The following is a 26,961-nucleotide window of genomic DNA, read 5'->3' on the forward strand; positions in this document are numbered from 1 at the left end:
GTGCGCCATCCTGCCTGCGGGGGATGATAAGTCACCGTCGTAAAGACTGTGCAGCAATCAGGGTGTGACGAGCTCAATTTTGCGGAACCGGCGGCCTTACTGCGAAGAGTTGAAACGGATTCACCTTTTCCGCGCGGGCGAACCCGTCGTTTCTCGCTAAGAGTACGGGTAGTCGAAAAAGCGGCCCGAACGCAAGCACATCCGGAACTCCCGCATCCGGCGGGAGGCCATTTCAGTCATCGGATGCCGGGCCGCGTCCGCTCCCGCCGGGCGGGCCGCGCGGGCCCGGACCCGGCGGCCACCCGCCGCGCGCCGTGCACAAGCGGCTCTTTAGAGCCCCCTCGCAGGATTCGAGCGAACAGCATGCGTCGGCGTCGGGCCGGCAGTCTCGGAGAGGTCAGCGATGCGCGTTCTATTCACCATCTTTCCGACATCGGCACACCTGTATCCGGCCATCCCGCTGGCCTGGGCGTTGCAGAGTGCCGGCCACGAGGTCGTCCTGGCGAGCCCCGAGGGCGTGGTCGACCCGAAGGTGATCCCGAACATCACCGCGGCCGGCCTCACCGCCGTGTCGCTGGGCGGCAAGGAGGAACTCACCGCCTCGCTGGCGCCGCTCATCGCCGCCGCGGGACCCGACCGGCCCACCCTGGCCCTCGACCCCGACGACGAGAACGCCTGGCGCACCACCAGGGCCGTCCTCGCGGGCATGTTCCAGGCGTACTACCCGCCCGAGCAGGCCGCGGGCGGACGGCGACCGGTCCTCGACGACCTGGTCGAGTTCGCCCGCAACTGGCGCCCGGACCTGGTGCTCTGGGACCCGCTGGCGCCGACCGGGGCCGTTGCCGCACGCGGCTGCGGCGCCGCCCACGCGCGGCTGCTGTTCGGCATGGACAACATCGGCCTGATCCGCGCCAGGACGCGGCAGGAGCTGGCCGATCCGTCCGCCGAGCTGGCCGAGGACCCGTGGATGCGGTGGCTGGGCCCGGTGCTGGAGCGCTACGGCCTCGACTTCACCGAGGAGACACTGGTCGGCCAGTGGACCCTTGACCTCACCCAGTCCCGGATGCGCACCCCGCTGGACCTGACGTACGTCCCGGTCCGCCGGGTCCCCTACAACGGGGCCGCCACGCTGCCCCCGTGGCTGCACTCCCGGCCCGAGCGGCCCCGCGCGGTGCTCACCCTCGGGGTGAGCCGCCGGCTGCTCGCCGGCCGGCACAGCGGCTTCCCGATGCGGGAGTTCTTCGACTCCGTGTCCGGCCTCGACCTGGAACTCGTCGCGACACTCAACGGCGAGCAGCTGAGCGCGGTGGGCACCCTCCCGGACAACGTCCGCGCCATCGAGTACGTACCGCTCAACCAGCTGCTGCCCACCAGCTCGGCGATCATCCACCACGGCGGCGGCGGAACGTTCGCCGCGGCCGTGGCCTTCCAGGTGCCCCAGCTCGTCGTGCCGCTGCCGATGTGGGACGAGGTGGTCACCGCGCGCTACGTCGTGCGCCGGGGCGCGGGACTGGCCGCAGACCCCGCCGCGATCGACGTCGCCGACCTGCACAAGGACCTCGTCCGGCTCCTTGAGGAGCCCTCCTTCCGGCTCGGCGCCCGCGGTCTGTACGACGACATGCTGGCCGCCCCGGCACCCAAGGACGTGGTCCCCGTCCTGGAGCGGCTGACCGCGGAACACCGCGGCTGAGGCCCGCACCGCACGTACCGAATCCAGGACGGGAAGGCGAGCGAGCCGTGCGCATCGAGGAAACCACCATCCCCGGCACGTTCCTGATCGAGCCGGAGCAGATAGCCGACGACCGGGGCGTGTTCTACGAGGCGATGCGGTCCGACGCACTGGAGCGGTCCGCGGGCATCGACTTTCGGCCCCGGCAGATCAACTACTCGGTGTCCAGGCGGCACACCCTGCGCGGCATCCACAGCGTGACCATCCCCCCGGGCCAGGCCAAGTTCGTCACCTGCGTCCGGGGCGCGCTGCGGGACATCGTCGTCGACCTCAGGGTCGGCTCGCCCGCCTTCGGCCGGCACCAGGTGAACGAACTCGACGCCGCCTCCGGCCGGTCCGTGTACGTCCCGGAGGGCGTCGGCCACGGCTTCCTCGCGCTCACCGACGACGCCTGCATCTGCTACGTCGTCTCCAGCACCTACGTCCCCGGCACCCAGATCGACATCAACCCGCTCGACCCCGACCTGGACCTGCCCTGGGACTGCGCCGGGACACCGCTGCTCTCCGACAAGGACGCGAAGGCACCCACGCTGGCCGAGGCCCTGGCGGCGGGCACGCTGTCCCCCTACCACGCCGCCTGACGCGGCAAAACCCCCTGTCCCTGCCGGCCGCCGCCGCACCGGGACCGCCTGCGCACGGCCGAGCGGCCGCGAGAGGCGCACCAGACCGAAGAGGCACCACCACATGAACCGAGAGGACCTGCCATGAAGGCTCTGGTGCTGTCCGGCGGATCGGGCACCCGCCTACGGCCCTTCAGCTACTCGATGCCCAAACAGCTCATCCCCATCGCCAACACACCCGTCCTGGAATACGTCCTGAGGAACATCCTCGACCTGGGCGTCACCGAGATCGGGGTCATCGTCGGCGACCGCGGCCCCGAGATCCGCCAGGCGCTCGGGGACGGCACGCGGTTCGGGGCCCGGCTGACCTACATCCAGCAGGACGCACCGCTCGGCCTCGCCCACACCGTCGCCATCGCCCGCGACTTCCTCGGCGACGACGACTTCGTGATGTACCTCGGCGACAACATGCTGCCCGAGGGCATCGCGGGCATCGCCGAGGAGTTCGCCGCGCACCGCCCGGCCGCCCATGTCGTGGTGTACAAGGTCCCCGACCCGCGCGCCTTCGGCGTGGCCGAACTCGGCGCGGGCGGCGAGGTGCTGCGCCTGGTGGAGAAGCCGCAGCAGCCGCGCAGCGACCTGGCCCTGATGGGCGTGTACTTCTTCACCGCCGCCATCCACGAGGCGGTGCGGGCCATCGAGCCCAGCGCCCGCGGCGAGCTGGAGATCACCGACGCCGTCCAGTGGCTGGTGTCGTCGGGCGCGGACGTACGGGCCGGCCAGTACGAGGGCTACTGGAAGGACACCGGGAACGTCGAGGACGTCCTGGACTGCAACCGGCACATCCTGGAGAGCCTGCGGCCCCACATGGCCGGCGCGGTCGACGACGCCAGCGTGCTGGCGGGTCCGGTCGTCGTGGAGGAGGGCGCGCGCATCGTGCGCTCCCGCGTCGAGGGACCGGCGATCATCGGCGCCGGCACCGTCGTTCAGGACAGCCACATCGGCCCGCACACCTCCATCGGGCGCGGCTGCACCGTCAGCGGAAGCCGGCTGGAGTACTCCATCGCCCTGGACGGGGCGTCGGTCACCGGCGTCCAGGGCCTGCGCAGTTCCGTCATCGGCCGCTCCGCCTGCGTCGGCACCAGCGAGCAGAGCGCGGACGGTTACCGCCTGGTCGTCGGAGACCACACCCGAGTGGAAGTCGCGGCATGAGGATCCTCATCACCGGCGCGGCCGGTTTCATCGGCTCCAACTTCGTCCGCAACCTCCTCGCGGACACCTACGCGGGCTGGGAAGGCGCCCAGGTCACCGCCCTGGACAAGCTCACCTACGCCGGCAACCGCGCCAATCTGCCGGCCGCGCACCCGCGCCTTGAGTTCGTCCGGGGCGACATCTGCGACGCGGGACTGCTGCGCGAACTGCTGCCCGGACACGACGCCGTGGTGCACTTCGCCGCGGAATCCCACGTGGACCGCTCACTCAAGGGCGCGGGAGAGTTCTTCCGCACCAATGTGCTCGGCACCCAGACGCTCCTCGACGCCGTGCTGGACAGCGGGGTCGAACGGGTCGTGCACGTCTCCACCGACGAGGTGTACGGCTCGATCGCCGAGGGCTCCTGGAGCGAGGACTGGCCGCTGCTGCCCAACACCCCCTACGCGGCCTCCAAGGCATGCTCCGACCTGGTCGCCCGCACCTACTGGCGCACCCACGGCGTGAACCTCTCCATCACCCGCTGCTCCAACAACTACGGGCCCTACCAGCACCCGGAAAAGCTCATCCCGCTGTTCGTCACCAACCTCCTGGAGGGGCGGCAGGTGCCGCTGTACGGCGACGGACGCAACATCCGCGAATGGCTGCACGTGGACGACCACTGCCGCGGCATCCACCTGGTGCTGAAGGGCGGCCGGGCCGGCGAGGTCTACAACATCGGCGGCGGCAACGAGCGGACCAACCGCGCCATCACCGAGCGGCTGCTCGAACTGACCGGCTCCGGCCCGGAGATGATCCGCCATGTCGCCGACCGCAAGGCACACGACCTGCGCTACTCCATCGACGAGTCCAAGATCCGCGAGGAGTTGGGCTACGCGCCGCTGACCGGCTTCGACGAGGGCCTGGCCGCCACGGTCGCCTGGTACCGGGACAACCCCGACTGGTGGAAGACCGTCAAGTACGGGGCCGACCGTGCGGCCGGCTGACGGCGGCGCGGCGGCCGGGCTCCGTGTCGTGGTGCTCGGCGGCACCGGCTACCTGGGCCGCCGCATCGGCGAGGCGTTCCGCGCCGACGGCGCCCTGGTGCACCCGGTGTCCCGCGGCCCCGCCCGGCCCGGCCCCGCGGGCGACCGGCACGTCCGCCTGGACCTGCTGGCCGCGGGCACACGCCGGCTCACCGGGCTCTTCGCCTCGGTACGCCCCGATGTGGTGGTCAACGCCGCGGGCCTGGTCTGGCGGGGCGACGAGGCCGAGATGACCGCGGGCAACGCCGACCTGGTCGCCCGGGTCACCGAAGCGCTCACCCGTCTGCCCCGCCCGCCGCGGCTGATCCAGCTCGGCACCGTCCACGAGTACGGTGCCGGCACACCCGGCGCCGGCACCAGCGAGGACCAGGAGCCCGCTCCCGTCACACCGTACGGGCGCACCAAACTGCTCGGCACCCGGACCGTCCTGCGGGCCGCCGCCGAGGACGGCCTGGACGGCGTGGTGCTCCGCCTCGCCAATGTGATCGGCGCCGGGGTGCCGGCCGGCAGCCTCTTCGGCCGCGTCGCCGCACACCTCGGCGAGGCCGCCCGCGCCCGGCACCAGGGCGAGGAACCGGAGGAGCTGAGGCTCCCACCGCTGCGCGCCCACCGCGACGTCCTCGACGTGCACGACGCCGTCGACGCCGTACGGGCCGCCGCCACCGCGCCCCGCACCGGCGTCAGCGGCCTGGTGGTCAACATCGGCCGCGGCGCCGCGGTCCCGATGGACACGCTGGTCCACCGCATGGTCGAACTCAGCGGCGTGCGCCTTGCGGTCGTCGAGACCGTCGCCGACCAGCCCGCGCGCACCGACACGCAGTGGCAGCAACTGGACGTCTCACGGGCGCTGCGGGTCCTGGGCTGGCAGCCGCGGCGCACCCTCGACGACTCGCTGCGCGACCTGCTCTCGGCCACGGTGCCGACGCCCGTCAACGGAAGGACATGACGATGAGCGGCAACAGCCACCACAGCGGCATCGACGGCAAGGAACGGGTGCTGGACGCGGTCCGCGGCTACCACCGGCAGACCGCGCCCGACCGGGAGTTCGTGCCCGGCGTCACCGAGATCTGGCCCTCCGGCGCGGTCCTGGACGAAGCGGACCGGGTCGCCCTGGTCGAGGCCGCGCTGACCATGCGCATCGCCGCCGGACCCAGCTCCAAGAAGTTCGAGTCCGCGTTCGCCAAGCGCCTCGGGCGCCGCAAGGCCCATCTGACCAACTCCGGTTCGTCGGCGAACCTCCTCGCCGTCACGGCCCTCACCTCGCACCAGCTCGGCGACCGGCGGCTGCGGCCCGGCGACGAGGTGATCACCGTCGCGGCCGGCTTCCCCACCACCGTCAACCCGATCCTGCAGAACGGGCTCCTGCCGGTCTTCGTGGACGTCGACCTGGCCACCTACAACACCACCGCCGACCGGGTGGCGCGGGCCATCGGACCGAAGACCCGGGCGATCATCATCGCGCATGCGCTCGGCAACCCCTTCGAGGTCGCCGAGGTGGCCCAACTCGCCAAGGAACACGACCTCTTCCTCATCGAGGACAACTGCGACGCGGTCGGCTCCACCTACGACGGACAGCTCACCGGCAGCTTCGGCGACCTGACCACGGTCAGCTTCTACCCGGCACACCACCTCACCATGGGCGAGGGCGGCTGCGTCCTCACCTCCAACCTGGTCCTCGCCCGCATCGTGGAGTCGCTGCGCGACTGGGGCCGGGACTGCTGGTGCGAACCCGGCAAGAACAACACCTGCTTCAAGCGGTTCGAGTACCAGATGGGCGACCTGCCCGCCGGATACGACCACAAGTACATCTTCTCCCACGTCGGTTACAACCTGAAGGGAACCGACATCCAGGCCGCCCTCGGCCTCGCACAGCTCGACAAGCTGGACGGCTTCATCGAGGCACGGCGGCGCAACTGGCGCCGGCTGCGCGAGGGACTGGACGGCGTGCCCGGCCTGCTGCTGCCCGAGCCGACCCCGCGGTCCGAACCGAGCTGGTTCGGTTTCGTCATCACCGTCGATCCCGAGGCCCCCTTCACCCGCGCCGAACTCGTCGCCCACCTGGAGGAGCGGAAGATCGGCACCCGCCGGCTGTTCGCCGGCAACCTCACCCGCCAGCCGGCCTACATCGGCCGCCCCCACCGCGTCGTCGGCGACCTCACCCACAGCGACGTCATCACCGAGCACACCTTCTGGATCGGCGTCTACCCGGGGCTCACCGACGAAATGCTCGACTACATGACCGCCACGATCAAGGAGTTCGTCGCCCAGCGCGGCTGAGCCCGACCAACCGCCTCCCACCCACAGATCAGGACGAGGACGATGGAGATAGTGGGAACCGGATTCCTGGCGCGCAGCCTGCGTCCGCTGGCCGGCCGGCATCCGGGCACCGTGGCCCTCGCGGCGGGGGAGTCCAGGACGAGCGGCGCCTCCGACGCGGACTTCGCGCGGGAGGCCGCGCTGCTGCGCGACGTCGCCAAGCAGTGCGCGGCCACCGGACAGCGGCTGGTGTTCTTCTCGACGGCCGCGACGGGCATGTACGGGTTCGCCGAGGGACCCGGCAGGGAGGACACCCCGGTGACCCCCTACACCCCCTACGGCGCACACAAACTCGCCCTTGAGGAGCAACTGCGCGACTCCGGGGCCGACCATCTGATCCTGCGGCTGGCGCACCTGGTGGGCCCGCACGGCCGGTACCACCAGCTCATACCCACGCTGTTCCGGCAGGTCCGGGAAGGGGCGGTGGCCATGCACCGGGGCGCCTGCCGGGACCTGATCCGGGTCCGCGACGCGATCACGATCATCGACCGGCTGCTCGCCGCCGGTCTGCGGGCCGACACGGTCAACGTGGCCTCCGGACACGCCGTCCCGGTGGAGGACATCGTCGACCACCTCGCCGGCGCGCTCGGGCTCACACCGCGCAAGGAGTACGTGGACACCGGCGTCCGGTACGCCATCTCCACCGAGAAGCTGCGCGCCCTGGTCCCTCAGGTGGCGGACATGGGCTTCGGCCCCGGCTACTACCGCCTCGTACTCAACGACTTCCTCGCGGCCGAACATGCCTGATTGGACCGCGTACGCATCACGAGAAAGGCGGGGAGTCTCTCCGATGCCGTCCCACATCCTCCAGACGCGTGAGAACACGAGCCTGCCCGCCCGCATCGCGCTGTCGGCCGCCGCCACCGAGGGCGCACACCTGCGCACCGAGCACTTCGGCGACTGGCTGGCCGAACGGGGCAGGGCCCATACCTTCCGGGTGGAGCGGATACCGTTCGCGGAGCTGGACGGCTGGTCCTTCCAGGAGTCCACCGGCAACCTGGTGCACCGCAGCGGCCGGTTCTTCACCGTCGAGGGCCTGCACGTCACGGAGGAGGGGGAACCCTACGGCGACGGCCCGTACGCCGACTGGTACCAGCCCATCATCAAACAGCCCGAGGTCGGTGTCCTCGGCATCCTCGTCAAGGAGTTCGACGGGGTGCTGCACTTCCTGATGCAGGCGAAGATGGAGCCCGGCAACCCGAACCTGCTCCAGCTCTCGCCGACGGTCCAGGCGACCCGCAGCAACTACACCAAGGCCCACCAGGGCGCCGACGTCAAGTACATCGAGTACTTCGTCGGACCGGACCGCGGCCGGATCGTCGCGGACGTGCTGCAGTCCGAGCACGGCTCGTGGTTCTACCGCAAGGCCAACCGCAACATGGTGGTGGAGGCCGTCGGCGACGTGCCGCTGCACGACGACTTCTGCTGGCTCACCCTCGGCCAGATCCACGCACTGCTGCACCGGGACAACGTGGTCAACATGGACTCCCGTACCGTGCTGTCCTGCCTGCCCGTCGCGGACGCCGCGCCCGGCGCGCTGCTCTCCGACACCGAACTGCACTCGTGGATCACGGGCGAGCGCACCCGGCACAGCGTACGGGCCGAGCGCGTCCCGCTGGACTCCATCCCCGGCTGGAAGCGCGGCGAGAGCGCGATCGAGCACGGCGAAGGCCGCTACTTCAAGGTCGTGGCCGTGTCCGTACGGGCGGAGAACCGCGAGGTGACCGGCTGGACCCAGCCCCTGTTCGAGCCGGTCGGCCTCGGCGTCACCGCCTTCCTCACCCGCGAGTTCGGCGGCGTTCCGCATGTACTGGTGCACGCCCGGGTCGAGGGCGGCTTCCTCGACACCGTCGAACTGGGACCGACCGTGCAGTGCACCCCGGACAACTACGCCCACCTGCCCGACAGACAACGCCCCAGATTCCTGGACACCGTGCTGGGCGCGGGTCCCGACCGCATCCGTTACGAGGTCGTGCACTCCGAGGAGGGCGGCCGCTTCCTCAACGCCGAGAGCCGCTTCCTCGTCGTCCGCGCCGACGAGACCGACGCGCCGCTCACCCCGCCGCCCGGCTACGCCTGGGTCACCCCCGGACAGCTCACGTCCCTGGTCCGGCACGGCCACTACCTCAACGTCCAGGCCCGCACCATGCTCGCCTGCCTCAACGCGATCGCGGAGCGGGACCGGTGACACAGCCCTTGCGGATGGGGGTGCTCGGATGCGCGGGCATCGCGGTGCGCCGCATGCTCCCCGCCTTCGCCGCCTGCCCCGACATCGAGATCGCTGCCGTCGCCAGCCGGGACGCGGCCAAGGCACGGCAGGTCGCGGAACGCTTCGGCTGCCGTGCCGTGCACGGCTACGCCGAACTCCTCGCACAGGACGACGTCCAGGCCGTCTACGTGCCGCTGCCCGCGGCCCTGCACGCCCGGTGGACCGAGGCGGCGCTGCGCACGGGCCGGCCCGTCCTCGCCGAGAAGCCCCTGACCACACATCCCCGGCGCACCGCGGAACTCCTCGAACTCGCCGGCAAGAGCGGTCTGGTGCTCATGGAGAACGTCATGTTCGTCCACCACCACCGGCACGAGGCGGTGCGGCGCCTGGTCGCCGACGGCGCGATCGGTGAACCGCGCGCGTTCCACGCGGCGTTCACCATCCCGCCGCTGGCGGACACGGACATCCGCTACGACCCGGAACTCGGCGGCGGGGCGCTGGCCGACGTCGGCGTCTACCCGCTGCGGGCCGCACTGCACTTCCTGGGCAGCCGGCTCGACGTCGTCGGCGCCCGCCTCACCCGGGGCCCGGGGCGGCGGGTCGAGACCGCGGGCGCCGCGCTGCTGGCCACCCCGGGCGCCGTCACGGCCCAGATCACCTTCGGCATGGAGCACGCCTACCGCTCGTCGTACGAACTGTGGGGCAGCGAGGGCAGCATCACCGTCGACCGGGCGTTCACCCCGCCCGCCGACCACGTCCCCGTGATCGGCCTGCACCGCGGCCGAACCGCCGAGGAGATCCGGCTCGCACCGCACGACCAGGTGGCGGCCACCGTCGCGGCCTTCGCCGCCGCGGTGCGCACCGGTATCCCGCCGGACGACGGCGCCACCCTGCGGCAGGCCGAACTCCTCGACGCGATACACCGGTCCGCCGCGCGCGAAGAACCCCACACCACTGGATGAGCGGCCGCTGCCCGGGGCGCTTCGGCGACGACCGGCCGAAGGACACCGGCAGCGCATGGAAGGAGACACACGCGTGCAACGCCACATCGCTTTCTTCAACTTTCCGGCCGTAGGCCATGTCAACCCCACGATCGGCGTGGTCGAGGAGCTGGTCAGGCGCGGCCATCGCGTCACCTGCACCGTGACGGACCACTTCGCCCCCATCGTGAAGGCCGCGGGCGCCGAACCGGTCCGCTACGACTCGGTCTTCGGCGACTTCTACCGGGCCCCGCTGACCGCCGAGGAGAACGCGGGCGAGGGACTGCGGTGCCTGGACGAAAGCACCTCGCTCGTGGAACAGGTCACGCCGTTCTACGAGGAGAACCGGCCGGACGTGATCGTCCACGACTTCATGGCGTGGGGAGCGCGTCTGTTCGCCGCGCAGAACGACATCCCGCTGATCCGCACCTATCCGGTGTTCGGCGCGAACGAACACTTCTCGCTGCGGGAGAAGTTCCCGGTCGCCGAGCTGACCGACCCGCAGATCATGGAGGCGGTGCGGAAGCTCGCCGGCGTGCTGCCCCGGTTCGGCCTGCCCGCCGACCCGATGGGTTTCCTCTCGTCGATCGAGAAGCTCGCCATCGTCTTTCTCCCGCGTGAATTCCAGTACGCGGGCGAGACCTTCGACGAACGGTTCGTCTTCACCGGCCCCTGCATCGCCGAACGCCCCTACCAGGGCAGCTGGCAGCCGGCCTCGGCGGACCGGCCCGTGCTGCTGATCTCGCTCGGCACCTCGGCCAGGGGCTGGCCGGAGTTCTTCACCATGGCCGTCGAAGCCTTCGGCGACTCCGAGTGGGACGTCCTCATCACCGTCGGCGAGCACACCGACCCGGCCGGACTCGGGCCGCTGCCCGCGAACGTCGACGTACGGCGGTACGCGCCGCAGCTCGACGTGCTGCGCCACGCCCGGCTGTTCATCACCCACGGCGGGATGAACAGCACCATGGAGTCGCTGGACAACGGCGTGCCCATGGTGGTCGTCCCGCAGACGAGCGAGCAGCGCGCGAACGCCCAGCGCGTCGCGGAGCTGGGCCTCGGCCGCCGGCTGGCCAAGGAGGACGTCACGGTGCACAGCCTGCGCGAGGCCGCGGCCCAGGTGACGGGTGACGCCGCCGTGACCGAGCGGGTGCGGGCCATGCGGGAGCGCATGCGGTCCGTGAACGGTCCCGCCGTCGCCGCCGACGCCGTCGAGCACCACCTCGCCCGGCTGGGCTGACCACCGACGCCGCGGCACGCCCCCGTGCCGCGGGCGGCCGCACCGGTGTCGTACGGCCCCGCTCACAGGCCGTACGACACCGACCGGCCCGACAGCGCCCCGAAGGGGCGCGGGGAACTGCGCGACCAGCCACGACGATGCCGCAGACGACCGACGGCATATCGCGGCATTTCCAGCGGAGCGCGTCGCACCGACCGGGGACGGTGACCGACCTGATGGACCATCTCGAAGAACTCAAGGAATTCGCCCGCCTGCACGCCCGCGGGCAGGGCATGACGGCCGAGCACGCCACACGTGTGCTCGCCCGGATCACCAACGACACCACCGGGGAGCCGGACTCCTGGGCCGCGGTGTGGACCGCCGAGGGCCGGGCCGCCGCCGACCGCGGCGACCTGCTCGACGCGTGCCGGCACTACGCGCTCGCCCGCTTCCCGTACCACGGCGACCCCGACCGACGAACCGCCCAGCGGCTCTGCGTCGACACCTTCGACCAGTGGCGCCGCGGCCAGGACGGCATCGAACGCCTGGAGTTCGACCACGGCGGCGAAACCGTCGCCTGCTGGGCCGCAGGACTCGACAGGCCACGCCCGCTGCTGATCGTCATGGGCGGCATCGTCAGCGTCAAGGAACAGTGGGCGCCGCTGCTGCCCCTGCTGCGCAGGCTCGGCCACGCCGCCGTCGTCACCGAACTGCCGGGCGTCGGCGAGAACACTCTCACCTACAACCCCGACTCCTGGCGCACCCTCGGCCTGCTGCTCGACGGGCTCGCCGACCGCGCCCGGGTCGACGACACCTCGATGCTCGCCCTCAGCTTCAGCGGCCACCTCGCCCTGCGCGCCGCCGCCGAGGACGTGCGCATCCGCCGCGTCCTCACCGTGGGCGCGCCCGTCGCCGGCTTCTTCGCCGACCCGACGTGGTGGCCGCGCGTGCCCGGCATCACCGCCGACACCCTGCGCCGGCTCACCGGCAGCGACGATCTCACCCAACTCCGTGCCCGGCTACCGGAGTTCGCCCTCACACCGAAGCAGCTCGGGCAGCTGCGCATCCCCGTGAGGTACGTCGCCAGCAGCCGCGACGAGATCATCCCGGACACCGAGCGCACGCTGCTGCGCGACACACTCCACGACGTCCGGTTCAGGACGTTCGACGACGTGCACGGCTCACCCGCCCATCTCGGCGCGATGCGACGCTGGCTCATCACCCAGCTGCTGTGGCTGCGCGTCGCCCGCCGCGGCGCCCGGCCAGGCTCCCGCGCCCCGCTCGGCGGGAGAGCCGCGTGAGCGGGCGCGGAAGCCGGGACGCCGCGATCAGCGGCGCCGTGAGCGGCACGGTGCGGCCGTGGCAGTCGCCTGCCTCGCTCGGCCTCACCGAGGACGACCTGACGCCCCTCCGGCACGGGCCTGCGCACGACGGTCAGCCCGAGCCGGCCAGGCGCTCCGCCGCCGTCAGCGCCTCCAGCGCGCTCGCCTGGGTGCGCCAGTCCACCGGGTTGGGGGAGGTGCCCGACCAGCGCTGGCCGAGGCGGTTGAGCGGGTCACGGTCGACGGCCCAGAGCGAATCGGCCTGCCGCGTGAGGTAGGCCCGGTAGGCGGCGGACCCGGTGGCGTCCGCCAGGTCGGCGAGGTGGCGCACGAAGATCCCCTTGAACTGCTTCTGGTTGTCGTCGCAGGAGTTCGCGCCGAGGTCGCAGGACTCGGTCAGCACGCCGTCGCGGGTCAGCGCCGGCGAGGAGATCGCCGCGTCGGCCAGCCGCTTCGCCGTCCGCAGATACCGGCCGTCGCCGGTGGACCGCCACAGCTGGGTGAACGCGCCGATGGCCAGGCCCTGGTTGTAACTCCACACGGTCTGGCCGTTGTTGCCGCACGACGCGGTCAGCCCGTCGTTGACAAGACCGGAGGAGTTGATCATCCCGCTGGCCAGGTACCAGTCGGCCGCCGTGGCCGCGCGGGCACCCCACACCGTGTCGCCGCCGATCCGCTGGTGCAGCGAGGTGGCCAGCCACAGATACAGGCCGTTGGTCACGGCGTTCTTGTAGGTGCGCTCCCGGTCCCACCACACCCCGCCGCCGCAGCTGCCGGTGTCCCAGTACCCGTGGACGTAGTCGGCGATCGTCACCGCCTCGTCCAGATAGCGGCGCTCGCCGGTGTGGTCGTACGCGGTCAGCCAGGCCACCGCCCACCAGGCCGCGTCGTCGACGGCCCGGCTGATGAAGTGTCCCTCGACCGGGTCCGAACTGCGCGCGCCCGCCGGGAAGACACCGCGGTTCTGCTCGAAGGTACGGGCGATCGCCCAGTCGTAGTCGTGCCGTCCCCTCTGCTCGGCGAAGTCGACCAGCGCAGTGAGTGTCGCCGCCGAGTTCCACCAACTGCTGCGCCACCAGCCCTCGGTCGTGTGGTACGACGCCATCAGCGCGTCCGCCGCGGCGCGCGCCCGGGTCGGCACGGGCCTGGCCCAGGCCGTGCAACTGCCCTCCTGGTGCCCGGCCTCACGGCCGCAGGCGCGGACGGCCCCGCCGTACAGCAGACCGCGCGGGTCCCGCGTGGCGAACATGGCCGTACGGGCCGATGCGGCACCGGACGGCACGCTCGTACGGCCGAGGGAGGACCCCTCGGGCCGGCTCGCGCCGCCGTCCCAGGAGCGGTCCAGCCAGATCTCGTCGCCCGCCGCGCCGCCCGAGACGACGCCCCAGGCCATGCCGCCTTGCTGGTCGACATGCAGGCTGATGGTGCGTCCGAACAGGCTGGTGGACGGCACGGGTGTGTCGTCGCCCGCCGCCGTGGCGGGGTCGGCCCCGTCGCACCGCGAGCCGTCACACACCGTCGGGTACACCCAGTCGGTGCAGGTGACGGCGTTCGCGTCACCGCAGGCGCGGATCCAGCCGCGCCGGTGCCCGACCGGATCGGTGATGTTGTACATCAGCGTACGGGTGCCGGTCCAGGTGCCGGGGATGCTCGCCTTGCCGAGCAGGGGCTCCCAGGTCGCGCCCCGGTCCCAGGACCGGTCGAGCCACACCGAGTCGCCGCTGACACCGTTGTCGATGCTCGCCCAGGCCATGTCGTCCGGGTCGGAGACGTGCAGCCGCAGGATCCGGCCGTTGATGGTCAGGTCCGGCACCGGGAAGCCGTCCTGGCGGGCCCGCGAGGGGTCCAGGGTGTCGCACGCCAGGGCACAGACCTGCGTCGCGGCACGGGCGGGTGCGGGCAGGGCCAGCAGCCCGGCCAGAGCCAGGAACAGGGCCAGGAGTCCGCCGAGGAGGGGCTGGGTCCGCGCTGTCATGGGATTACCGTCCGTCCCTGGTCATGGCGTTCACGGCGTACATGGCGTTCATGGCGTTCACGGTGTTCACGGCGCTGGTGGTGTTCACAGCGTTCGCGGGGTGGGTGGCTTCATCGCGTACAGGGTGTTCACGGCGTCGCGTCGAGCAGGTCGAGGGCGCTGTGCTGGCGCGCCGCGTCCACCGTGTCGACGGGGCCCGACCAGCGCAGCCCGTACTGGTCGAGGGCGTTGCGGTCGCCCGACTGGGCGCGGTCCGCCTGGCGGCGCAGATAGGCCGTGTAGGGATGGTCCGGCAGCGCCGCGTCGAGCCGGCCGAGGCCCCGCACATGCGCGCCCTTGAAGGACGGCCCGTCGCCGCCGCAGTCGCCGTCCTCGCACGGGTCGCGCAGGACGCCCCCCGCGGTGTGCAGCGAGGGTGCCGTGGTCGCCGCGTCGGCGATCTGCCGGGCGCGGGTGAGCAGGGCGCCGTCGCCGGTGGCCCGGTGCAACTCGGTGAGCGCGCCGAGCAGCACGCCCTGGTTGTACGACCAGACGGCCTGGCCGTTGTTGCGGCAGGTGGACAGGTCGATGCCGTCGTTGACCAGCTGGGAGCCGTTGATCATGCCGGTGCCCTGGAACCAGGACCAGCCGGCCCGGGCCCGGTCCAGATACGTCGTGTCGCCCGGGATCCGGTTGTGCAGGGCCGCGCTCAGCTGGATGTACAGGGAGTTGGCGATGGCGTTCTTGTAGGTCCGCGCCGTGCTCCACCACACACCGCCGCCGCAGGTGCCGTCCCAGTACGCGGCCATGTGGTCGGCGTCGGCGCGGGCGGTGTTCAGATAGCGGCGCTCGCCTGTCAGGTCGTAGGCGGCGATCCAGGCCAGTCCCCACCAGCCGGTGTCGTCGATGTACTCGTTGCGGAACTGCCCGTCACGGGAGTTCACGTTCAGGTCGTATGTGCGGGAGACCGCGTAGGCGTAACTGCCCATGCCGGTCACCCGGATGTTGTCGATGACGGCGGTCAGGGCGTTGGCCGAGTTCCACCAGCCGGTCGTGTCGAACAGTCCGGTTCCGTAGTCGTAGAAGGTCATCAGAGCGGTGGCCGCCGCCGTGCGCCGCTCGCCGGCGTTCCAGGTGGTACGGGCCCACGGGGTGCACGCGATCTCGGCGCGGTCCCCGGCCCTGCCGCAGGCGCGCAGGGCGCCTACGCCGTGGTTGTTCCAGTCGTCCACGTTGTACATGAGCGTGCGCCAGTCGCGCCGGCCGTCGGGGACGGCGGTGGCGCCGAGCCTGCTGCCCGCACTCCAGGTGCGGCCGCCGTCGAAGGAGCGGTCGAGCCAGACCTCGTCACCCGGGCTGCCGTTGCCGATGGACGCCCAGCCCATCGCGTCGGCGTCGTCGAAGTGGAGGACGACCGACCGTCCGTACAGGGTCGCGGTGACCGGGGTCCGGTCGCCCGGGGAGAGGGCGGGATCACGGGTGTCGCAGTACCGGTTGCAGACGGTCGCCGCCGCCGCGGTGCCGGCGGCGGACGCCGGGCGCGGGGCGAGGGCGGCGAGCAGCGCCAGAGCGAGCGCCGCGGCCGGGCGGCGCAGGCCGAGGCGTGGTACGGGAGTCATGGGGCCTCCCCGTCGGGACGTGCCGCGGTGTGCGGGATGTGAGAGCGCTCTCGGACGGTAGTGAGCGGTGGGCCGGGCGTCAACGGGGCACACACGTACGGGAGTTGAAGAAGAACCCGGTGGGCGTGGCGGGGCGTGTGCGCGCCCCGGCGCCCTGGACGGCAAGCGCACCGTTGGAAAGGCCGTGCTGTGCCATCGGCCGACTGCGGCATCATCGTGGCTGGTCGCGCGGTTCCCCGCGCCCCTCCAGGGCGCCGGCGAACCGCGGCGGACTTCACCGGACCTGCTGGGAGAGGGAGCAACCATGAACGACTCGTACGCCGTCGCCGACCCGGCGGCCGGCCGATGACCGCCGGCATCGACACCCCCGACCGCCGGGGCCGCACCGGACTCGACCGGACCGGCCTCGACCTCACCGGCAACCCGCGCGTCAGGGTACGCGAGGTGGAACTCCTCTCCAGCCACTGGTACGTCGAACGCGCCACCACCTTCGACTTCCGCCGCGCCGACGGCACCTGGAGCACCCAGCAGCGCGAGACGCACGACCGCGGCAACGGAGCCACCCTGCTGCTGTACGACGCCGAACGGGCGACCGTGCTGCTCACCCGGCAGTTCCGCTTCCCGGTCTACGTCAACGGCCACCCTGACGGCATGCTGATCGAGACCCCGGGCGGGCTGCTCGACGACGAGGACGAGCACCCCGAGGTCGCCGTGCGGCGCGAGGCGGTGGAGGAGACCGGGCACACCGTGGGCGCGGTCCGGCATGTCTTCGACGTCTATATGAGCCCCGGCTCGGTCACCGAACGCGTCTCCTTCTACGCCGCCGCCTACGGCCCCTCGACCCGCACCCACGAGGGCGGCGGTCTCGACGAGGAGGGCGAGGACATCGAGATCCTCGAACTGCCCTTCCGCCGGGCCCTGGAGATGATCCGCACCGGCGAGATCGCCGACGCCAAGACGATCATGTTGCTCCAATGGGCGGCGCTGGAAGGGCCGTTCGCCGCCGCTTGACTTGAAGAGCGCTCCAGGCGTGAGACTCCGTTGCACGCACCCGACATGCCGGGTGCGTGAAACGGAGGGACACCCATGAAGTACCGCACCATCGGCACCGATCCGGCCACCCGCCGCCGGGTGAGCGTGCTCGCGCTCGGCGCCATGCTGTTCGGCTCGCAGACCGACGAGAAGACCTCCTTCGCCGTGCTCGACCGCTATGTCGAGGCCGGCGGGAACTTCATCGACACATCGGACAACTACGCGTTCTGGGAGGACGGCGGCCAGGGCGGGCAGAGCGAGGAACTGCTCGGCCGCTGGCGGCGCAGCCGGGGCGTCGGCGACGAGATCGTCATCGCGACCAAGGTCGGCGCCCGGCCGCTCGCCCCCGGCACCGGTTATGTCGACAACCCCGAGGGACTGTCGGCGAAGGTGATCCGCGAGTCCGCCGAGCGCAGCCGCGAACGCCTGGGCGTGGCGAAACTCGACCTGCTGTACGCGCACATAACGGACCCGAGGGTGGAACTGCGGGAGACCGTCGAGGGGTTCGCCGCCCTGGTCGCCGAGGGCACCGTCGGGCTGCTCGGCGTGAGCAACCACGCCGTGTGGCGCGTGGAGCGGGCCCGCGCGCTGGCCGCCGGGGCCGGCCTGCCCGGCTACGAGGTCCTTCAGTACCAGCACAGCTACCTCAGGCCGCGCACCGACGTGCCCAGCGACCTGTTCCCGGACGGCTCCCTGGGCGGCACGGACGCGGCGCTGATCGACTATCTGCGGGCCGAGCCGGGGCTGACCCTGGTCGCCTACTCACCGCTGCTGACCGGCGCGTACACCCGGGCGGACAAGCCGCTGCGGCCCGACTACGACCACCCGGGCACCCCGGTGCGGCTCGCGGCCCTGCGCGATGTGGCCCGGCAGACCGGCGCGACCCCCAACCAGGTAGTGCTCGCCTGGCAGTTGGGCGGACCGCTGCCCGTCGTCCCGCTCGCCGGTGCGTCCTCGGTGGCCCAACTGGAGGAGAACCTGGCCGCCGTGGACCTGGAGCTGACGGCGGAGCAGCGGGCCCGGCTGGACGGGGCCCACTGAGAGTGCGCTCCCGGTGCCGGGCGGCCCACTCGGTGCCGGATCAGCCCTTGTGGGAGCCCAGGGTGAGCCCGCCCACGAACTGGCGCTGCAACAGGAAGTACACGACCAGCGTGGGGATCGCGGTGAGCAGGGCGCCGGCGGCGACCAGGTTGGGGTCGGTGAAGTACTGCCCGGACAGGTTGTTCAGGGCGGAGGTGATCGGCATGTTCTCCCCGGTCGAGACGAGGACGATGGCCCAGAAGAAGTCGTTGTAGATCCAGATCGACAGCAGCGTGGCCAGCGCCGCCATCGCCGGCTTGCACAGCGGCAGCGTGATCTGCCAGTACAGCCGCCACACCGAGGCCCCGTCGACGAGCGCGGCCTCGGTCAGCTCCTGCGGCAGCGAACGCATGTAGTTGCTCAGCACGAACGCGCAGAACCCGGACTGGAACGCCACATGGATGAGGACCAGGCCGAGCGCGGAATCGTAGAGCTTGCCGCTGGCGGTGACGCCGGGCAGATCGACCAGGAGGTACAGCCGGTACAGGGGGGTGATGACGACCTGCTGCGGCAGCAGATTGCCCGCGGTGAACACCAGCAGCAGCGCCAGGTTGAGCCGGAAGTCGAAGCGGGCCACGTAGAAGGCCACACAGGAGGACAGGAACAGCGTCAGCAGCACGGCGGGCACCGCGATCAGCAGCGTGTTGCCGAAGTAGTGCGTCATGTCCGACTGCTGGAAGGCGTTGGTGAAGTTGTCCAGGCTCAGCCTGTCGGGCCAGGACACATAGCCCTTGGCGCTGGTCTCGCCGTACGGGCGCAGCGCCGAGAAGACCGCCCACACGAGCGGCGCGAGCCATGCCAGCGCGGCACCCGCGAGGAAGACGTGCAGCAGGACCCGGGCCGGGCGGACGGGCGGGCGCCGCCGCCGGTCCGCGCCGGTGGCGAGGGTAGGTGCGCTCATGCCCGCCGCTCCTTGTGGAAGGTGGCCACCAGATAGGGGATGATCACGGCGAGCGAGATGACCAGCAGGACCACCGCGATCGCCGACCCGTACCCGATGCGGCTCGACTCGCCGATGATGTTGTTGGTCACCAGGATCGACAGCAACTCGGTGCCCTGGGCGCCCTTGTTGAAGACGAAGACCAGGTCGAAGGCGCGCAGCGCCTCGATGATGGTGACGACCAGGACGATGGTGTTGGTGGGGCGCAGCGTCGGGAAGACGACGTGCCGGAACGTCTGCCACTCGCTTGCCCCGTCCAGCGCGGCGGCCTCCCGAAGCGAGGGGTCGACGCTCTTGAGACCGGCCAGGTACAGGATCATCATGTAGCCGGTGTGCCGCCAGGAGGCGGCGATCAGGACCGCCCACAGATTCAGGTCGGGGTCGCCGATCCAGTCGATGTAGTGGCCGGGCTCGTTTGCGCCGATCAGGCTGTTGATGAGGCCCGTGTCGGGGTTGTAGACGAGCTGCCAGACGAAGCCGATCGAGGCCATGGAGATGACGACGGGCAGGAAGAACGCCGTCTGGTAGACGCGGCTGAAGCGGATCCGCTTGTCCAACTGGGTGGCGAGGAACAGGCCGAGCGGCGTCGGGACGAGGATGAGCACCACGAACCAGATGAGGTTGTGCTCGACGGCGGGCCAGAACTGCGGGTTTTCGGTGAACAGTTCCCTGAAGTTCGCCAGGCCGACCCACCGGATCGTCTCGATGCCGATGCCGTCCCAGGTGGTGAAGGCGAGCGCGACGGAGGCCAGGGCGGTGACCCACACGAGGGCCACATGCAGGACCGTGGGCACGCCGGCCATCAGGGCGAGCGTGATCCGGTCACGGCGGGTCAGCAGCCGCCGGTGGCTCGGCGCGACCCGCTGGGCGTCGGATGCGGAGCCCGGTGGCGGCGCGGCGGACGCCCCCCGGCTCTTGGTCGTCGTGTCGGTGGTCATGCCGACGCGAAGATCGTCTTCTTCTGGCGCTCGATGGAGGACAGCAGGGAGTCGATGCCCTTGGGGTTCTGGATGTACTTCTGCAGCGAGGGCTGCATCACCGTGGAGGTGAAGTCAGGACGGCTGTCGCGGTCCATGAACTGGGTGAGGTTCTTCGCGCCGCTGATCATCGTGAACGCCTTCTTCTGCAGCGGACTGTAGGCGGAGGTGTCGGCCTTGTCGGAGGCGGCGACCACGCTGGAGTCGGTCTTGAGGTAGGTCTCCTCGGCCCCCGGGGTGCCCAGGTACTCCAGCAGTTTCACGACACCCGCGTGGTTCTTCGGGGATCTGCTGACCATGAAGCCGTCGGTGGGCGCCTCCACGGTGTCCTGGCCGTACGCCGGGTTGATCTCGGGGAAGGGGAAGAAGTCGAGGTCGTCCAGGTCGGCCTTGTCGGTGAACTGCTGGGCCACGAAGCTGCCCAGCAGATACATGCCGGACTTCTTCGCCACCAGTGACTGCGCGGCGTTCTGCCAGGTGCGGCCCATCGCGCCGTCCTGGTGGTAGGGCAGGATCTGCGACCAGTGGTCGAAGACGGCCCGCACCCTCGCGTCGGTCCACGACGCCTTGCCCGCCATCAGCTCGACATGGAAGTCGTAGCTGTTCAGACGGAAGTTGATCTGGTCGAAGGTGCCCATCGCGGGCCAGGCGTCCTTGTCGCCGAACGCGATCGGGACCAGCCCGTCCTTCCGCATCTGCCGGCACAGCGCGACGAACTGGTCCCAGGTGCCGGGGACCTCGTACCCGTACTGCTGGAAGACGCCTTGGCGGTAGAACACCGCCCACGGGTACGTGGTCAGCGGCACGAAGTAGTACGTGCCGTCCTTACCCTTGCTGAGTTTCTTCATCGCCTCGGGGAAGTTGCCCCCGATCTTCGCCCAGACGTCGTCGATGGGCGTGGCGAGCTTCTTCGCGGCGAAGAACTGCATACGGAAACCGGCGAACCAGTTGAACACGTCGTCAGGCGTGCCCTGCAGATAGGAGTTGATCTGCTCCTGGAAGGTGTTGTGGTCCTTGGTGTTCACCTCGACGGTGAGGCCGGACTGCTTCTTGAAAGCCGCGTAGACCTCCTCGAAAGCCTTCTTCGGCACCGCGTCCGACGCGTTGGAGCCCACGGTGACGGTCTTGGGGTCAGAGGATGTGCCGCTGCCGCCGCAGGCGCTCAGCAGAGGGGTGCCGGCGCCGGCGAGCACGGCCGCGCCGCCGGTCAGGCGCAACAGGGAACGACGGCTGGGGCCCTGGACGGAATGACCTGACGGGGAGTGACGCATGGCGGCTCCTGGAGGCAGGGTTCGGCCAAGGGAGAGCCGGCGCTGAAAGGTAGTCGAAACCGATCAGAAACCAACTCGACCGAACAGTGTGGGCGTTATCACAGCCGCATGTCCGGCCACCGTCAATAGGCCGCGTCTCTCTTGCCCGAAACGTGACCGCCACCGCCAGGGGCCCGCCTGCAAGGCTCCTCAACTGCCGGGTTCACGGGTGCCGGCGGCCGGCGACCTGCTGGTCGTACTCCTCGCGTGCCCGCACCGCGGCCTGGCGGCCGGCACGTCCCACCAGGCCGCGGCCGGGGGAGCGGTGGACGCCGGGTCCGAAGCGCTCGCCGCCCGCTGCACACCGCGGCGTCCGGGGCCGCCTGCTGGACACCGGGGATCTCGTACCCCATGCGGGAGTAGCCGTACGCATCGTGATCAGATCGTAGGGCGTGGCCGACTCGGCCGTGCCTGACGCTGCCTAGGCTGTCCTCCGGGCCGGGGTCCGACGCCTTCCCGGTGGAGGACCCGGCGGGTCACGCTGTCCCTCGTTTGTACTTACATTCGGACCTGATTGTGAAATGATGTCTTAACAAAGTATTGACAGCAGGCGCGTCAGGCACTTGGATCCCGTCCCAGCACACACCGCACAACGACCCGGACACCGCCCCGGTTCAGGGACCCGGATCCTCGCGGATCCCTCCCTTTCCCCCGTAGCACAGTGAGGTGCAGGAAAGATGGACCGCTCTTCTCGCTCCCGCTCCCGCAGACTGGCCCCCGTCGTGGCCGTCGCCGCCGCGGCCGCTCTGGCTCTCGCCGGCTGTTCCAGCAGCTCCGGTGGAAAGAAGGCCGACGAGTCGGGGTCGGGCGCCTCCGCGGGCAAGGCCACCACGCCCCGGATGACGGTCGCCCTGGTCACCCACCAGGCCCCGGGCGACACCTTCTGGGACATCGTGCGCAAGGGAGCCGAGGCGGCGGCGGCCAAGGACAACATCAAGCTCGTCTACGCCCACGACCCGAACGCCGGCGCCCAGGCCAACCTGGTGCAGAACGCCGTCGACCAGCACGTCGACGGCATCGCCGTGACCCTCGCCAAGCCGGACGCCATGAAGGACGTCATCGCCAAGGCGAAGGCCGCGAACATCCCCGTCGTCGGCCTCAACTCCGGTGTGAGCGACTGGAAGAAGCTCGGGCTGCTGGAGTTCTTCGGCCAGGACGAGAGCGTCGCCGGCGAAGCGCTCGGCAAGCGGCTGAACGAGGAGGGCGCCAAGAAGGCCGTGTGCGTGATCCAGGAGCAGGGCAACGTCGGCCTCACCCAGCGCTGCGACGGCGTGAAGAAGACGTTCTCCGGCACCACGCAGACGCTGTACGTGAACGGCACCGACATGCCGTCCGTGCAGTCGACGATCACCGCCAAGCTGAAGCAGGACAACGGCATCGACTACGTCGTCGCCCTCGGCGCCCCCTACGCCCTGGCCGCGGTCCAGTCCGCCGGGGACGCGGGCAGCAAGGCGAAGATCGCCACCTTCGACCTGAACAAGGACCTGACCGGCGCCATCTCCAAGGGCACGATCCAGTTCGCGGTGGACCAGCAGCCGTATCTGCAGGGCTACCTGGCGGTCGACTCCCTGTGGCTGTACAAGAACAACGGCAACTACAGCGGCGGCGGTGAGCAGCCGGTGCTGACCGGGCCCGCCTTCGTCGACAAGTCGAACGTCGACAGGGTCGCCCAGTTCGCCGCGAAGGGCACCCGGTGATGAGCATGACCCAACGGGCTGAGCCGGCGGTCGGCACACCGCCGGGCCCCGGCCGCAAGGAGAGCGACGGCCGCACCGCCGAGCGCCCCCTGGTACTGCGCATGCTGGCCCGCCCCGAGGTGGGCGTCTTCCTCGGCGCGCTGGCCGTCCTCGTCTTCTTCCTCGTCGCCGCGCCCGCGGTCCGCCAGGGCAGCTCGATGGCCACCGTCCTCTACCAGTCCTCGACCATCGGCATCATGGCCCTGCCCGTGGCCCTGCTGATGATCGGCGGCGAGTTCGACCTCTCCTCCGGCGTGGCCGTGGTCTCCTCGGCGCTGACCGCGAGCATGCTCAGCTACCAGCTGACGCTGAACGTCTGGATGGGCGTGATCGTCGCCCTGATCGTCTCCCTCGCCATCGGCGCGTTCAACGGCTGGATGGTGGTCAGGACCGGACTGCCCAGCTTCCTGGTCACCCTCGGCACCTTCCTGATCCTCCAGGGCCTCAACCTCGCCGTGACCAAGCTGGTCACCGGCAACGTCGCCACCGACGACATCAGCGACATGGACGGCTTCGACCAGGCGAAGAAGATCTTCGCGTCCTCCTTCGACGTCGGCGGCGTCCAGGTGAAGATCACCGTGGTGTGGTGGCTGGTCTTCGCCGCCCTGGCCACCTGGGTGCTGCTGCGCACCAAGTACGGCAACTGGATCTTCGCCGTGGGCGGCAACAAGGAAAGCGCCCGCGCGGTCGGCGTCCCCGTCGACTTCACCAAGATCACGCTGTTCATGGCGGTGGGCTTCGGCGCCTGGTTCGTCGGCATGCACCAGCTCTTCGCCTTCAACACCGTGCAGTCCGGCGAGGGCGTCGGCCAGGAGCTGATCTACATCGCCGCGGCGGTGATCGGCGGCTGTCTGCTCACCGGCGGTTACGGCTCCGCGATCGGCCCGGTCTTCGGCGCCTTCATGTTCGGCATGGTGAACCAGGGCATCGTCTACGCCGGCTGGAACCCCGACTGGTTCAAGGCGTTCCTCGGCGTCATGCTGCTCGGCGCCGTCCTCATCAATCTGTGGGTCCAGCGCACGGCGACCCGGAGGTGACCCGATGACCAGCGACACGACCGGAACCCACGGCGCCGTCCTGCACGACGCGCCCGACGAGAACGCACCGCTCGTCGAACTGCGCGGCGCGGGCAAGTCCTACGGGAACATCCGCGCCCTGCACGGCGTCGACCTCACGGTGCACCCGAGCCGGGTGACCTGCGTCCTGGGCGACAACGGCGCCGGCAAGTCCACCCTCATCAAGATCATCTCGGGGCTGCACCAGCACACCGAGGGCGACTTCCTCGTCGACGGGCGGCCGGTGCGCTTCGGCACCCCGCGCGAAGCCCTCGACCTGGGCATCGCCACCGTCTACCAGGACCTGGCGACCGTCCCCCTGATGCCGGTGTGGCGCAACTTCTTCCTCGGCTCCGAGATGACCAAGGGCCCCTGGCCGGTCCGCCGCCTGGACATCGCCCGCATGAAGCAGACCGCCGACCGGGAACTGCGCAACATGGGCATCGTCCTGGACGACCTGGAGCAGCCCATCGGCACGCTCTCCGGCGGCCAGCGCCAGTGCGTCGCCATCGCCCGCGCCGTCTACTTCGGCGCCCGCGTCCTGATCCTGGACGAGCCGACCGCCGCGCTCGGCGTGAAGCAGTCCGGTGTCGTCCTGAAGTACATCGCCGCCGCCCGCGACCGCGGGCTCGGCGTCATCTTCATCACCCACAACCCGCACCACGCCTATATGGTCGGCGACCACTTCAACGTGCTGCGCCTCGGCACCCTCGAACTCAGCGCCGAGCGCTCGAAGATCACCCTGGAGGAACTGACCAACCACATGGCGGGCGGCGCCGAACTCGCGGCCCTCAAGCACGAGTTGGCGCAGGTGCGCGGTGTCGACGTGGAGGAGCTTCCCGAGGCGGGCGATCTCACCGCGCCGACCGCGGATGCTCCCGAACAGACGCCCTGACCATGGTGGACGCCCTCGACCACATCCGGGTCGGGGGCCCCGGCTCCTGGGCCGGGGGCTCGGCGGCCCCTGCGGCGTGCTCGGGGCGAACCGCCCGTCGGCTCACCGGAGTCGGAGCCGGTGCCACTGCCGACCGTCGCCAGGCGGCGCGGGGTGGAGCCGTCCGCGCCCTGGAACAGGACGCGAACCCGTGCGAGCCGGACGCGCCGCCGCCCATCGCCCACCGCACGCGCCGCCGCCCATCGCCGAGCGCACGCGCCGACGCCCATCGCCGGGCACACGCGCCGCCGCCCGCGCCCCTGCGGGGCGTGAGCCCGCGGGCGCGCTTCCGCGTCCGGCCTCGGCGTCGCCCTTCCGGACCGGCTCTTCGGCCCGGACGGGAACCCGCGGCTCGCCGCACGCGTTCACCCGGTGCACGGGTGTGCGCACCAGGAGCCGGCACGACGGGGAGGACCGGGATGACACACACGCGAGCCGAGGAGCAGACGCCGGACGCGGCGGCCGAGGCCGCCCTGCGCCGCTCCCGCTTCGGCACGCTGCCGCGGCGGATCCATCCGCGGGACACGGTGGAGACGAACCAGGCCACGCCCCGGGACCCCGCCCGGGACGCCTACCACCCCGACGACTGGCTGGTCCGCTACTGCCTGTGAATCCGGGCACGGTCGGTGCCTCGTCGCCGGGGCGGTGCGGCCCGTGTCAGGCCGTGCGGACCTCCTCGACCGTCACCGGACGGTGCTCGCGCAGGGACAGCGTGCATGCCTCCGCGATCCAGCCGGCCTCCAGGGCGTCCGCGATCGTGCACGGAGAGGGCCGGCGGCCGGCCACGACCTCGGTGAACGCCGTCAGCTCGGCGCGGTAGGCGTCGGTGAAGCGGTCCATGAAGAAGTCGTGCGGGGGGCCGGCCGGGAAGGTCACCCCGGGCTCGACGGAGCGCAGCGGGAGCTTGTCCTCCAGGCCGACGGCGATGGAGTCCCGGAAGCCGTGCACCTCCATGCGGACGTCGTAGCCCCGGGCGTTGTGGCGGCTGTTGGAGACCACCGCGATGGTGCCGTCGTCCAGCGTCAGGATCGCACCGGTGGTGTCCGCGTCGCCCGCCTCCTTGATGTAGTCGGCGCCCCGGTTGCCGCCCACCGCGTACACCTCGGTCACCTCGCGGCCGGTCACCCAGCGGATGATGTCGAAGTCGTGCACGCTGCAATCGCGGAAGATGCCGCCGGATGCCGCGATGTACGCGGCCGGCGGCGGGGCCGGGTCAAGCGTGGTCGAGCGGATCGTGTGCAGCGTGCCGAGTTCACCGCCCCGCACCGCGGCCCGCGCGGCGGCGAAGCCCGCGTCGAAGCGCCGGTTGTAGCCGATCTGGACGGGCACATCGCTGTCCGCCACGGACCTGAGCACCGCCACGCCCTCCGCCATCGTGCGGGCGACGGGCTTCTCGCAGAAGACGGGGATCCCCGCCTCGACGCCGGCCAGGATCAGGGCCGGATGGGCGTCGGTCGCCGCCGCCACGACGAGGCCGTCCACGCCGGCGGCCAGCACCGCCTCGGGCGAGTCCGCGACCTGCGCCCCGAACCGCTCGGCGGCGGCCTTGGCCGCGTCCGCGAACGGATCGGCGACAACCAGGGACTCGACCGCGTCCAGTGCGGACAGGGTCTCGGCATGAAAGCCCCCGATCCGCCCGAGCCCAAGAATTCCGATACGCATAAACGTGCAACTCCTTGATGCAAAGCGCCCCAAAGGGGCGCGGGGAACGGCGCGACCAGCCACAACGCGGCCGCACCCGACCGACGGCAGACGAAC

The 26,961-nt window shown here is 71.0% G+C and carries 24 protein-coding genes; 17 read left to right on the forward strand and 7 right to left on the reverse strand.

Going from position 1 to position 26,961, the window contains the following annotated elements:
• The first annotated feature begins 403 nt into the window (after positions 1–403).
• The 11 genes from AC27LF_RS00920 to AC27LF_RS00970 all read left to right on the forward strand — a co-directional run bounded on the left by AC27LF_RS00920 (position 404) and on the right by AC27LF_RS00970 (position 12,545).
• Positions 404–1,690, forward strand: coding sequence for an activator-dependent family glycosyltransferase (locus tag AC27LF_RS00920; RefSeq protein ID WP_479657966.1), 1,287 nt, complete (start codon positions 404–406; stop codon positions 1,688–1,690).
• Positions 1,691–1,737: 47 nt separating this feature from the next.
• Positions 1,738–2,310, forward strand: a complete 573-nt coding sequence (locus tag AC27LF_RS00925) for a dTDP-4-dehydrorhamnose 3,5-epimerase family protein (protein ID WP_479657965.1) — start codon at positions 1,738–1,740, stop codon at positions 2,308–2,310.
• A gap of 123 nt (positions 2,311–2,433) precedes the next feature.
• Positions 2,434–3,501 (forward strand): glucose-1-phosphate thymidylyltransferase, encoded by a 1,068-nt coding sequence (locus tag AC27LF_RS00930; RefSeq protein WP_479657964.1) that lies wholly within the window; start codon positions 2,434–2,436, stop codon positions 3,499–3,501.
• Positions 3,498–4,484, forward strand: a complete 987-nt coding sequence (rfbB, locus tag AC27LF_RS00935; RefSeq protein WP_479657963.1) for a dTDP-glucose 4,6-dehydratase — start codon at positions 3,498–3,500, stop codon at positions 4,482–4,484. Before AC27LF_RS00930 ends, rfbB begins: the two co-directional genes overlap by 4 nt.
• Positions 4,471–5,469 carry an NAD-dependent epimerase/dehydratase family protein gene (locus AC27LF_RS00940; protein WP_479657962.1) on the forward strand — a complete coding sequence of 333 codons (999 nt, stop codon included), beginning with the start codon at positions 4,471–4,473 and terminating at the stop codon, positions 5,467–5,469. The genes rfbB and AC27LF_RS00940 overlap by 14 nt, the downstream gene beginning before the upstream one ends.
• Positions 5,470–5,471: 2 nt before the next feature.
• Positions 5,472–6,800 carry a lipopolysaccharide biosynthesis protein RfbH gene (rfbH, locus tag AC27LF_RS00945; RefSeq protein ID WP_479657961.1) on the forward strand — a complete coding sequence of 443 codons (1,329 nt, stop codon included), beginning with the start codon at positions 5,472–5,474 and terminating at the stop codon, positions 6,798–6,800.
• A 42-nt stretch (positions 6,801–6,842) separates the two neighbouring features.
• Complete coding sequence (locus AC27LF_RS00950) at positions 6,843–7,586, forward strand: NAD-dependent epimerase/dehydratase family protein (RefSeq protein WP_479657960.1); 744 nt, start codon at positions 6,843–6,845, stop codon at positions 7,584–7,586.
• A gap of 43 nt (positions 7,587–7,629) precedes the next feature.
• The gene (locus tag AC27LF_RS00955; RefSeq protein ID WP_479657959.1) at positions 7,630–9,027 is read left to right on the forward strand and encodes an NDP-hexose 2,3-dehydratase family protein; all 1,398 of its coding nucleotides are present in this window, start codon (positions 7,630–7,632) and stop codon (positions 9,025–9,027) included.
• Positions 9,028–9,041: 14 nt separating this feature from the next.
• Positions 9,042–10,010, forward strand: a complete 969-nt coding sequence (locus tag AC27LF_RS00960; protein ID WP_479658011.1) for a Gfo/Idh/MocA family protein — start codon at positions 9,042–9,044, stop codon at positions 10,008–10,010.
• Positions 10,011–10,083: 73 nt separating this feature from the next.
• Positions 10,084–11,265 carry a macrolide family glycosyltransferase gene (locus tag AC27LF_RS00965; RefSeq protein WP_479657958.1) on the forward strand — a complete coding sequence of 394 codons (1,182 nt, stop codon included), beginning with the start codon at positions 10,084–10,086 and terminating at the stop codon, positions 11,263–11,265.
• A 215-nt stretch (positions 11,266–11,480) separates the two neighbouring features.
• Positions 11,481–12,545, forward strand: a complete 1,065-nt coding sequence (locus tag AC27LF_RS00970; RefSeq protein ID WP_479657957.1) for an alpha/beta fold hydrolase — start codon at positions 11,481–11,483, stop codon at positions 12,543–12,545.
• Positions 12,546–12,678: 133 nt separating this feature from the next.
• Here AC27LF_RS00970 and AC27LF_RS00975 read toward each other — a convergent pair whose 3' ends face one another.
• Positions 12,679–14,541, reverse strand: a complete 1,863-nt coding sequence (locus AC27LF_RS00975) for a glycoside hydrolase family 76 protein (RefSeq protein ID WP_479657956.1) — start codon at positions 14,539–14,541, stop codon at positions 12,679–12,681.
• Positions 14,542–14,669: 128 nt separating this feature from the next.
• Positions 14,670–16,139, reverse strand: a complete 1,470-nt coding sequence (locus AC27LF_RS00980; protein ID WP_479657955.1) for a glycoside hydrolase family 76 protein — start codon at positions 16,137–16,139, stop codon at positions 14,670–14,672.
• Between the two features lie 345 nt (positions 16,140–16,484).
• Between AC27LF_RS00980 and AC27LF_RS00985 the strand changes: the two genes are divergently transcribed.
• A complete protein-coding gene (locus AC27LF_RS00985) occupies positions 16,485–17,150 on the forward strand; it encodes an NUDIX domain-containing protein (protein ID WP_479657954.1) in 666 nt (221 codons plus the stop codon).
• A 75-nt stretch (positions 17,151–17,225) separates the two neighbouring features.
• Positions 17,226–18,212: an aldo/keto reductase gene (locus AC27LF_RS00990; protein ID WP_479657953.1), complete on the forward strand. Its 987-nt coding sequence runs from the start codon at positions 17,226–17,228 to the stop codon at positions 18,210–18,212.
• 40 nt (positions 18,213–18,252) lie between these two features.
• Here the strand turns inward: AC27LF_RS00990 and AC27LF_RS00995 are convergent, their stop codons facing one another.
• From AC27LF_RS00995 to AC27LF_RS01010, 4 genes are all read right to left on the reverse strand, one after another.
• Positions 18,253–19,152, reverse strand: coding sequence for a carbohydrate ABC transporter permease (locus tag AC27LF_RS00995; RefSeq protein WP_479657952.1), 900 nt, complete (start codon positions 19,150–19,152; stop codon positions 18,253–18,255).
• A complete protein-coding gene (locus AC27LF_RS01000; protein ID WP_479657951.1) occupies positions 19,149–20,129 on the reverse strand; it encodes a carbohydrate ABC transporter permease in 981 nt (326 codons plus the stop codon). The genes AC27LF_RS00995 and AC27LF_RS01000 overlap by 4 nt, the downstream gene beginning before the upstream one ends.
• Positions 20,126–21,439: an ABC transporter substrate-binding protein gene (locus AC27LF_RS01005; RefSeq protein WP_479657950.1), complete on the reverse strand. Its 1,314-nt coding sequence runs from the start codon at positions 21,437–21,439 to the stop codon at positions 20,126–20,128. Before AC27LF_RS01005 ends, AC27LF_RS01000 begins: the two co-directional genes overlap by 4 nt.
• A 202-nt stretch (positions 21,440–21,641) precedes the next feature.
• Positions 21,642–21,812, reverse strand: a complete 171-nt coding sequence (locus tag AC27LF_RS01010) for a hypothetical protein (RefSeq protein WP_479657949.1) — start codon at positions 21,810–21,812, stop codon at positions 21,642–21,644.
• Positions 21,813–22,155: 343 nt separating this feature from the next.
• Here AC27LF_RS01010 and AC27LF_RS01015 point away from each other — a divergent pair, with 343 nt between their 5' ends.
• The 4 genes from AC27LF_RS01015 to AC27LF_RS01030 all read left to right on the forward strand — a co-directional run bounded on the left by AC27LF_RS01015 (position 22,156) and on the right by AC27LF_RS01030 (position 25,814).
• Positions 22,156–23,175: a sugar ABC transporter substrate-binding protein gene (locus AC27LF_RS01015; RefSeq protein WP_479657948.1), complete on the forward strand. Its 1,020-nt coding sequence runs from the start codon at positions 22,156–22,158 to the stop codon at positions 23,173–23,175.
• Complete coding sequence (locus tag AC27LF_RS01020) at positions 23,175–24,251, forward strand: ABC transporter permease (RefSeq protein ID WP_479657947.1); 1,077 nt, start codon at positions 23,175–23,177, stop codon at positions 24,249–24,251. The genes AC27LF_RS01015 and AC27LF_RS01020 overlap by 1 nt, the downstream gene beginning before the upstream one ends.
• A gap of 4 nt (positions 24,252–24,255) precedes the next feature.
• Positions 24,256–25,164: an ATP-binding cassette domain-containing protein gene (locus tag AC27LF_RS01025; protein ID WP_479657946.1), complete on the forward strand. Its 909-nt coding sequence runs from the start codon at positions 24,256–24,258 to the stop codon at positions 25,162–25,164.
• Positions 25,165–25,622: 458 nt separating this feature from the next.
• Positions 25,623–25,814, forward strand: coding sequence for a hypothetical protein (locus AC27LF_RS01030; protein ID WP_479657945.1), 192 nt, complete (start codon positions 25,623–25,625; stop codon positions 25,812–25,814).
• A gap of 46 nt (positions 25,815–25,860) precedes the next feature.
• On the opposite strand, the gene AC27LF_RS01035 is transcribed toward AC27LF_RS01030, so the two are convergent.
• A complete protein-coding gene (locus tag AC27LF_RS01035; protein ID WP_479657944.1) occupies positions 25,861–26,865 on the reverse strand; it encodes a Gfo/Idh/MocA family protein in 1,005 nt (334 codons plus the stop codon).
• Between the last annotated feature and the right edge of the window lie 96 nt (positions 26,866–26,961).

Source organism: Streptomyces diversicolor, from assembly GCF_057537855.1.

Bases quoted from the DNA above. Each gene is read 5' to 3' on its own strand.
- AC27LF_RS01005 (WP_479657950.1), bottom strand. From the start codon at position 21,439: ATGCGTCACTCCCCGTCAGGTCATTCCGTCCAGGGCCCCAGCCGTCGT.
- AC27LF_RS00985 (WP_479657954.1), top strand. From the start codon at position 16,485: ATGACCGCCGGCATCGACACCCCCGACCGCCGGGGCCGCACCGGACTC.
- AC27LF_RS01035 (WP_479657944.1), bottom strand. From the start codon at position 26,865: ATGCGTATCGGAATTCTTGGGCTCGGGCGGATCGGGGGCTTTCATGCC.
- AC27LF_RS00930 (WP_479657964.1), top strand. From the start codon at position 2,434: ATGAAGGCTCTGGTGCTGTCCGGCGGATCGGGCACCCGCCTACGGCCC.
- AC27LF_RS00955 (WP_479657959.1), top strand. From the start codon at position 7,630: ATGCCGTCCCACATCCTCCAGACGCGTGAGAACACGAGCCTGCCCGCC.
- AC27LF_RS01030 (WP_479657945.1), top strand. From the start codon at position 25,623: ATGACACACACGCGAGCCGAGGAGCAGACGCCGGACGCGGCGGCCGAG.
- rfbB (WP_479657963.1), top strand. From the start codon at position 3,498: ATGAGGATCCTCATCACCGGCGCGGCCGGTTTCATCGGCTCCAACTTC.
- AC27LF_RS00975 (WP_479657956.1), bottom strand. From the start codon at position 14,541: ATGACAGCGCGGACCCAGCCCCTCCTCGGCGGACTCCTGGCCCTGTTC.
- rfbH (WP_479657961.1), top strand. From the start codon at position 5,472: ATGAGCGGCAACAGCCACCACAGCGGCATCGACGGCAAGGAACGGGTG.
- AC27LF_RS00980 (WP_479657955.1), bottom strand. From the start codon at position 16,139: ATGACTCCCGTACCACGCCTCGGCCTGCGCCGCCCGGCCGCGGCGCTC.
- AC27LF_RS00970 (WP_479657957.1), top strand. From the start codon at position 11,481: ATGGACCATCTCGAAGAACTCAAGGAATTCGCCCGCCTGCACGCCCGC.
- AC27LF_RS01025 (WP_479657946.1), top strand. From the start codon at position 24,256: ATGACCAGCGACACGACCGGAACCCACGGCGCCGTCCTGCACGACGCG.
- AC27LF_RS01000 (WP_479657951.1), bottom strand. From the start codon at position 20,129: ATGACCACCGACACGACGACCAAGAGCCGGGGGGCGTCCGCCGCGCCG.
- AC27LF_RS00995 (WP_479657952.1), bottom strand. From the start codon at position 19,152: ATGAGCGCACCTACCCTCGCCACCGGCGCGGACCGGCGGCGGCGCCCG.
- AC27LF_RS00950 (WP_479657960.1), top strand. From the start codon at position 6,843: ATGGAGATAGTGGGAACCGGATTCCTGGCGCGCAGCCTGCGTCCGCTG.
- AC27LF_RS01020 (WP_479657947.1), top strand. From the start codon at position 23,175: ATGAGCATGACCCAACGGGCTGAGCCGGCGGTCGGCACACCGCCGGGC.
- AC27LF_RS00960 (WP_479658011.1), top strand. From the start codon at position 9,042: ATGGGGGTGCTCGGATGCGCGGGCATCGCGGTGCGCCGCATGCTCCCC.
- AC27LF_RS00920 (WP_479657966.1), top strand. From the start codon at position 404: ATGCGCGTTCTATTCACCATCTTTCCGACATCGGCACACCTGTATCCG.
- AC27LF_RS00990 (WP_479657953.1), top strand. From the start codon at position 17,226: ATGAAGTACCGCACCATCGGCACCGATCCGGCCACCCGCCGCCGGGTG.
- AC27LF_RS01015 (WP_479657948.1), top strand. From the start codon at position 22,156: ATGGACCGCTCTTCTCGCTCCCGCTCCCGCAGACTGGCCCCCGTCGTG.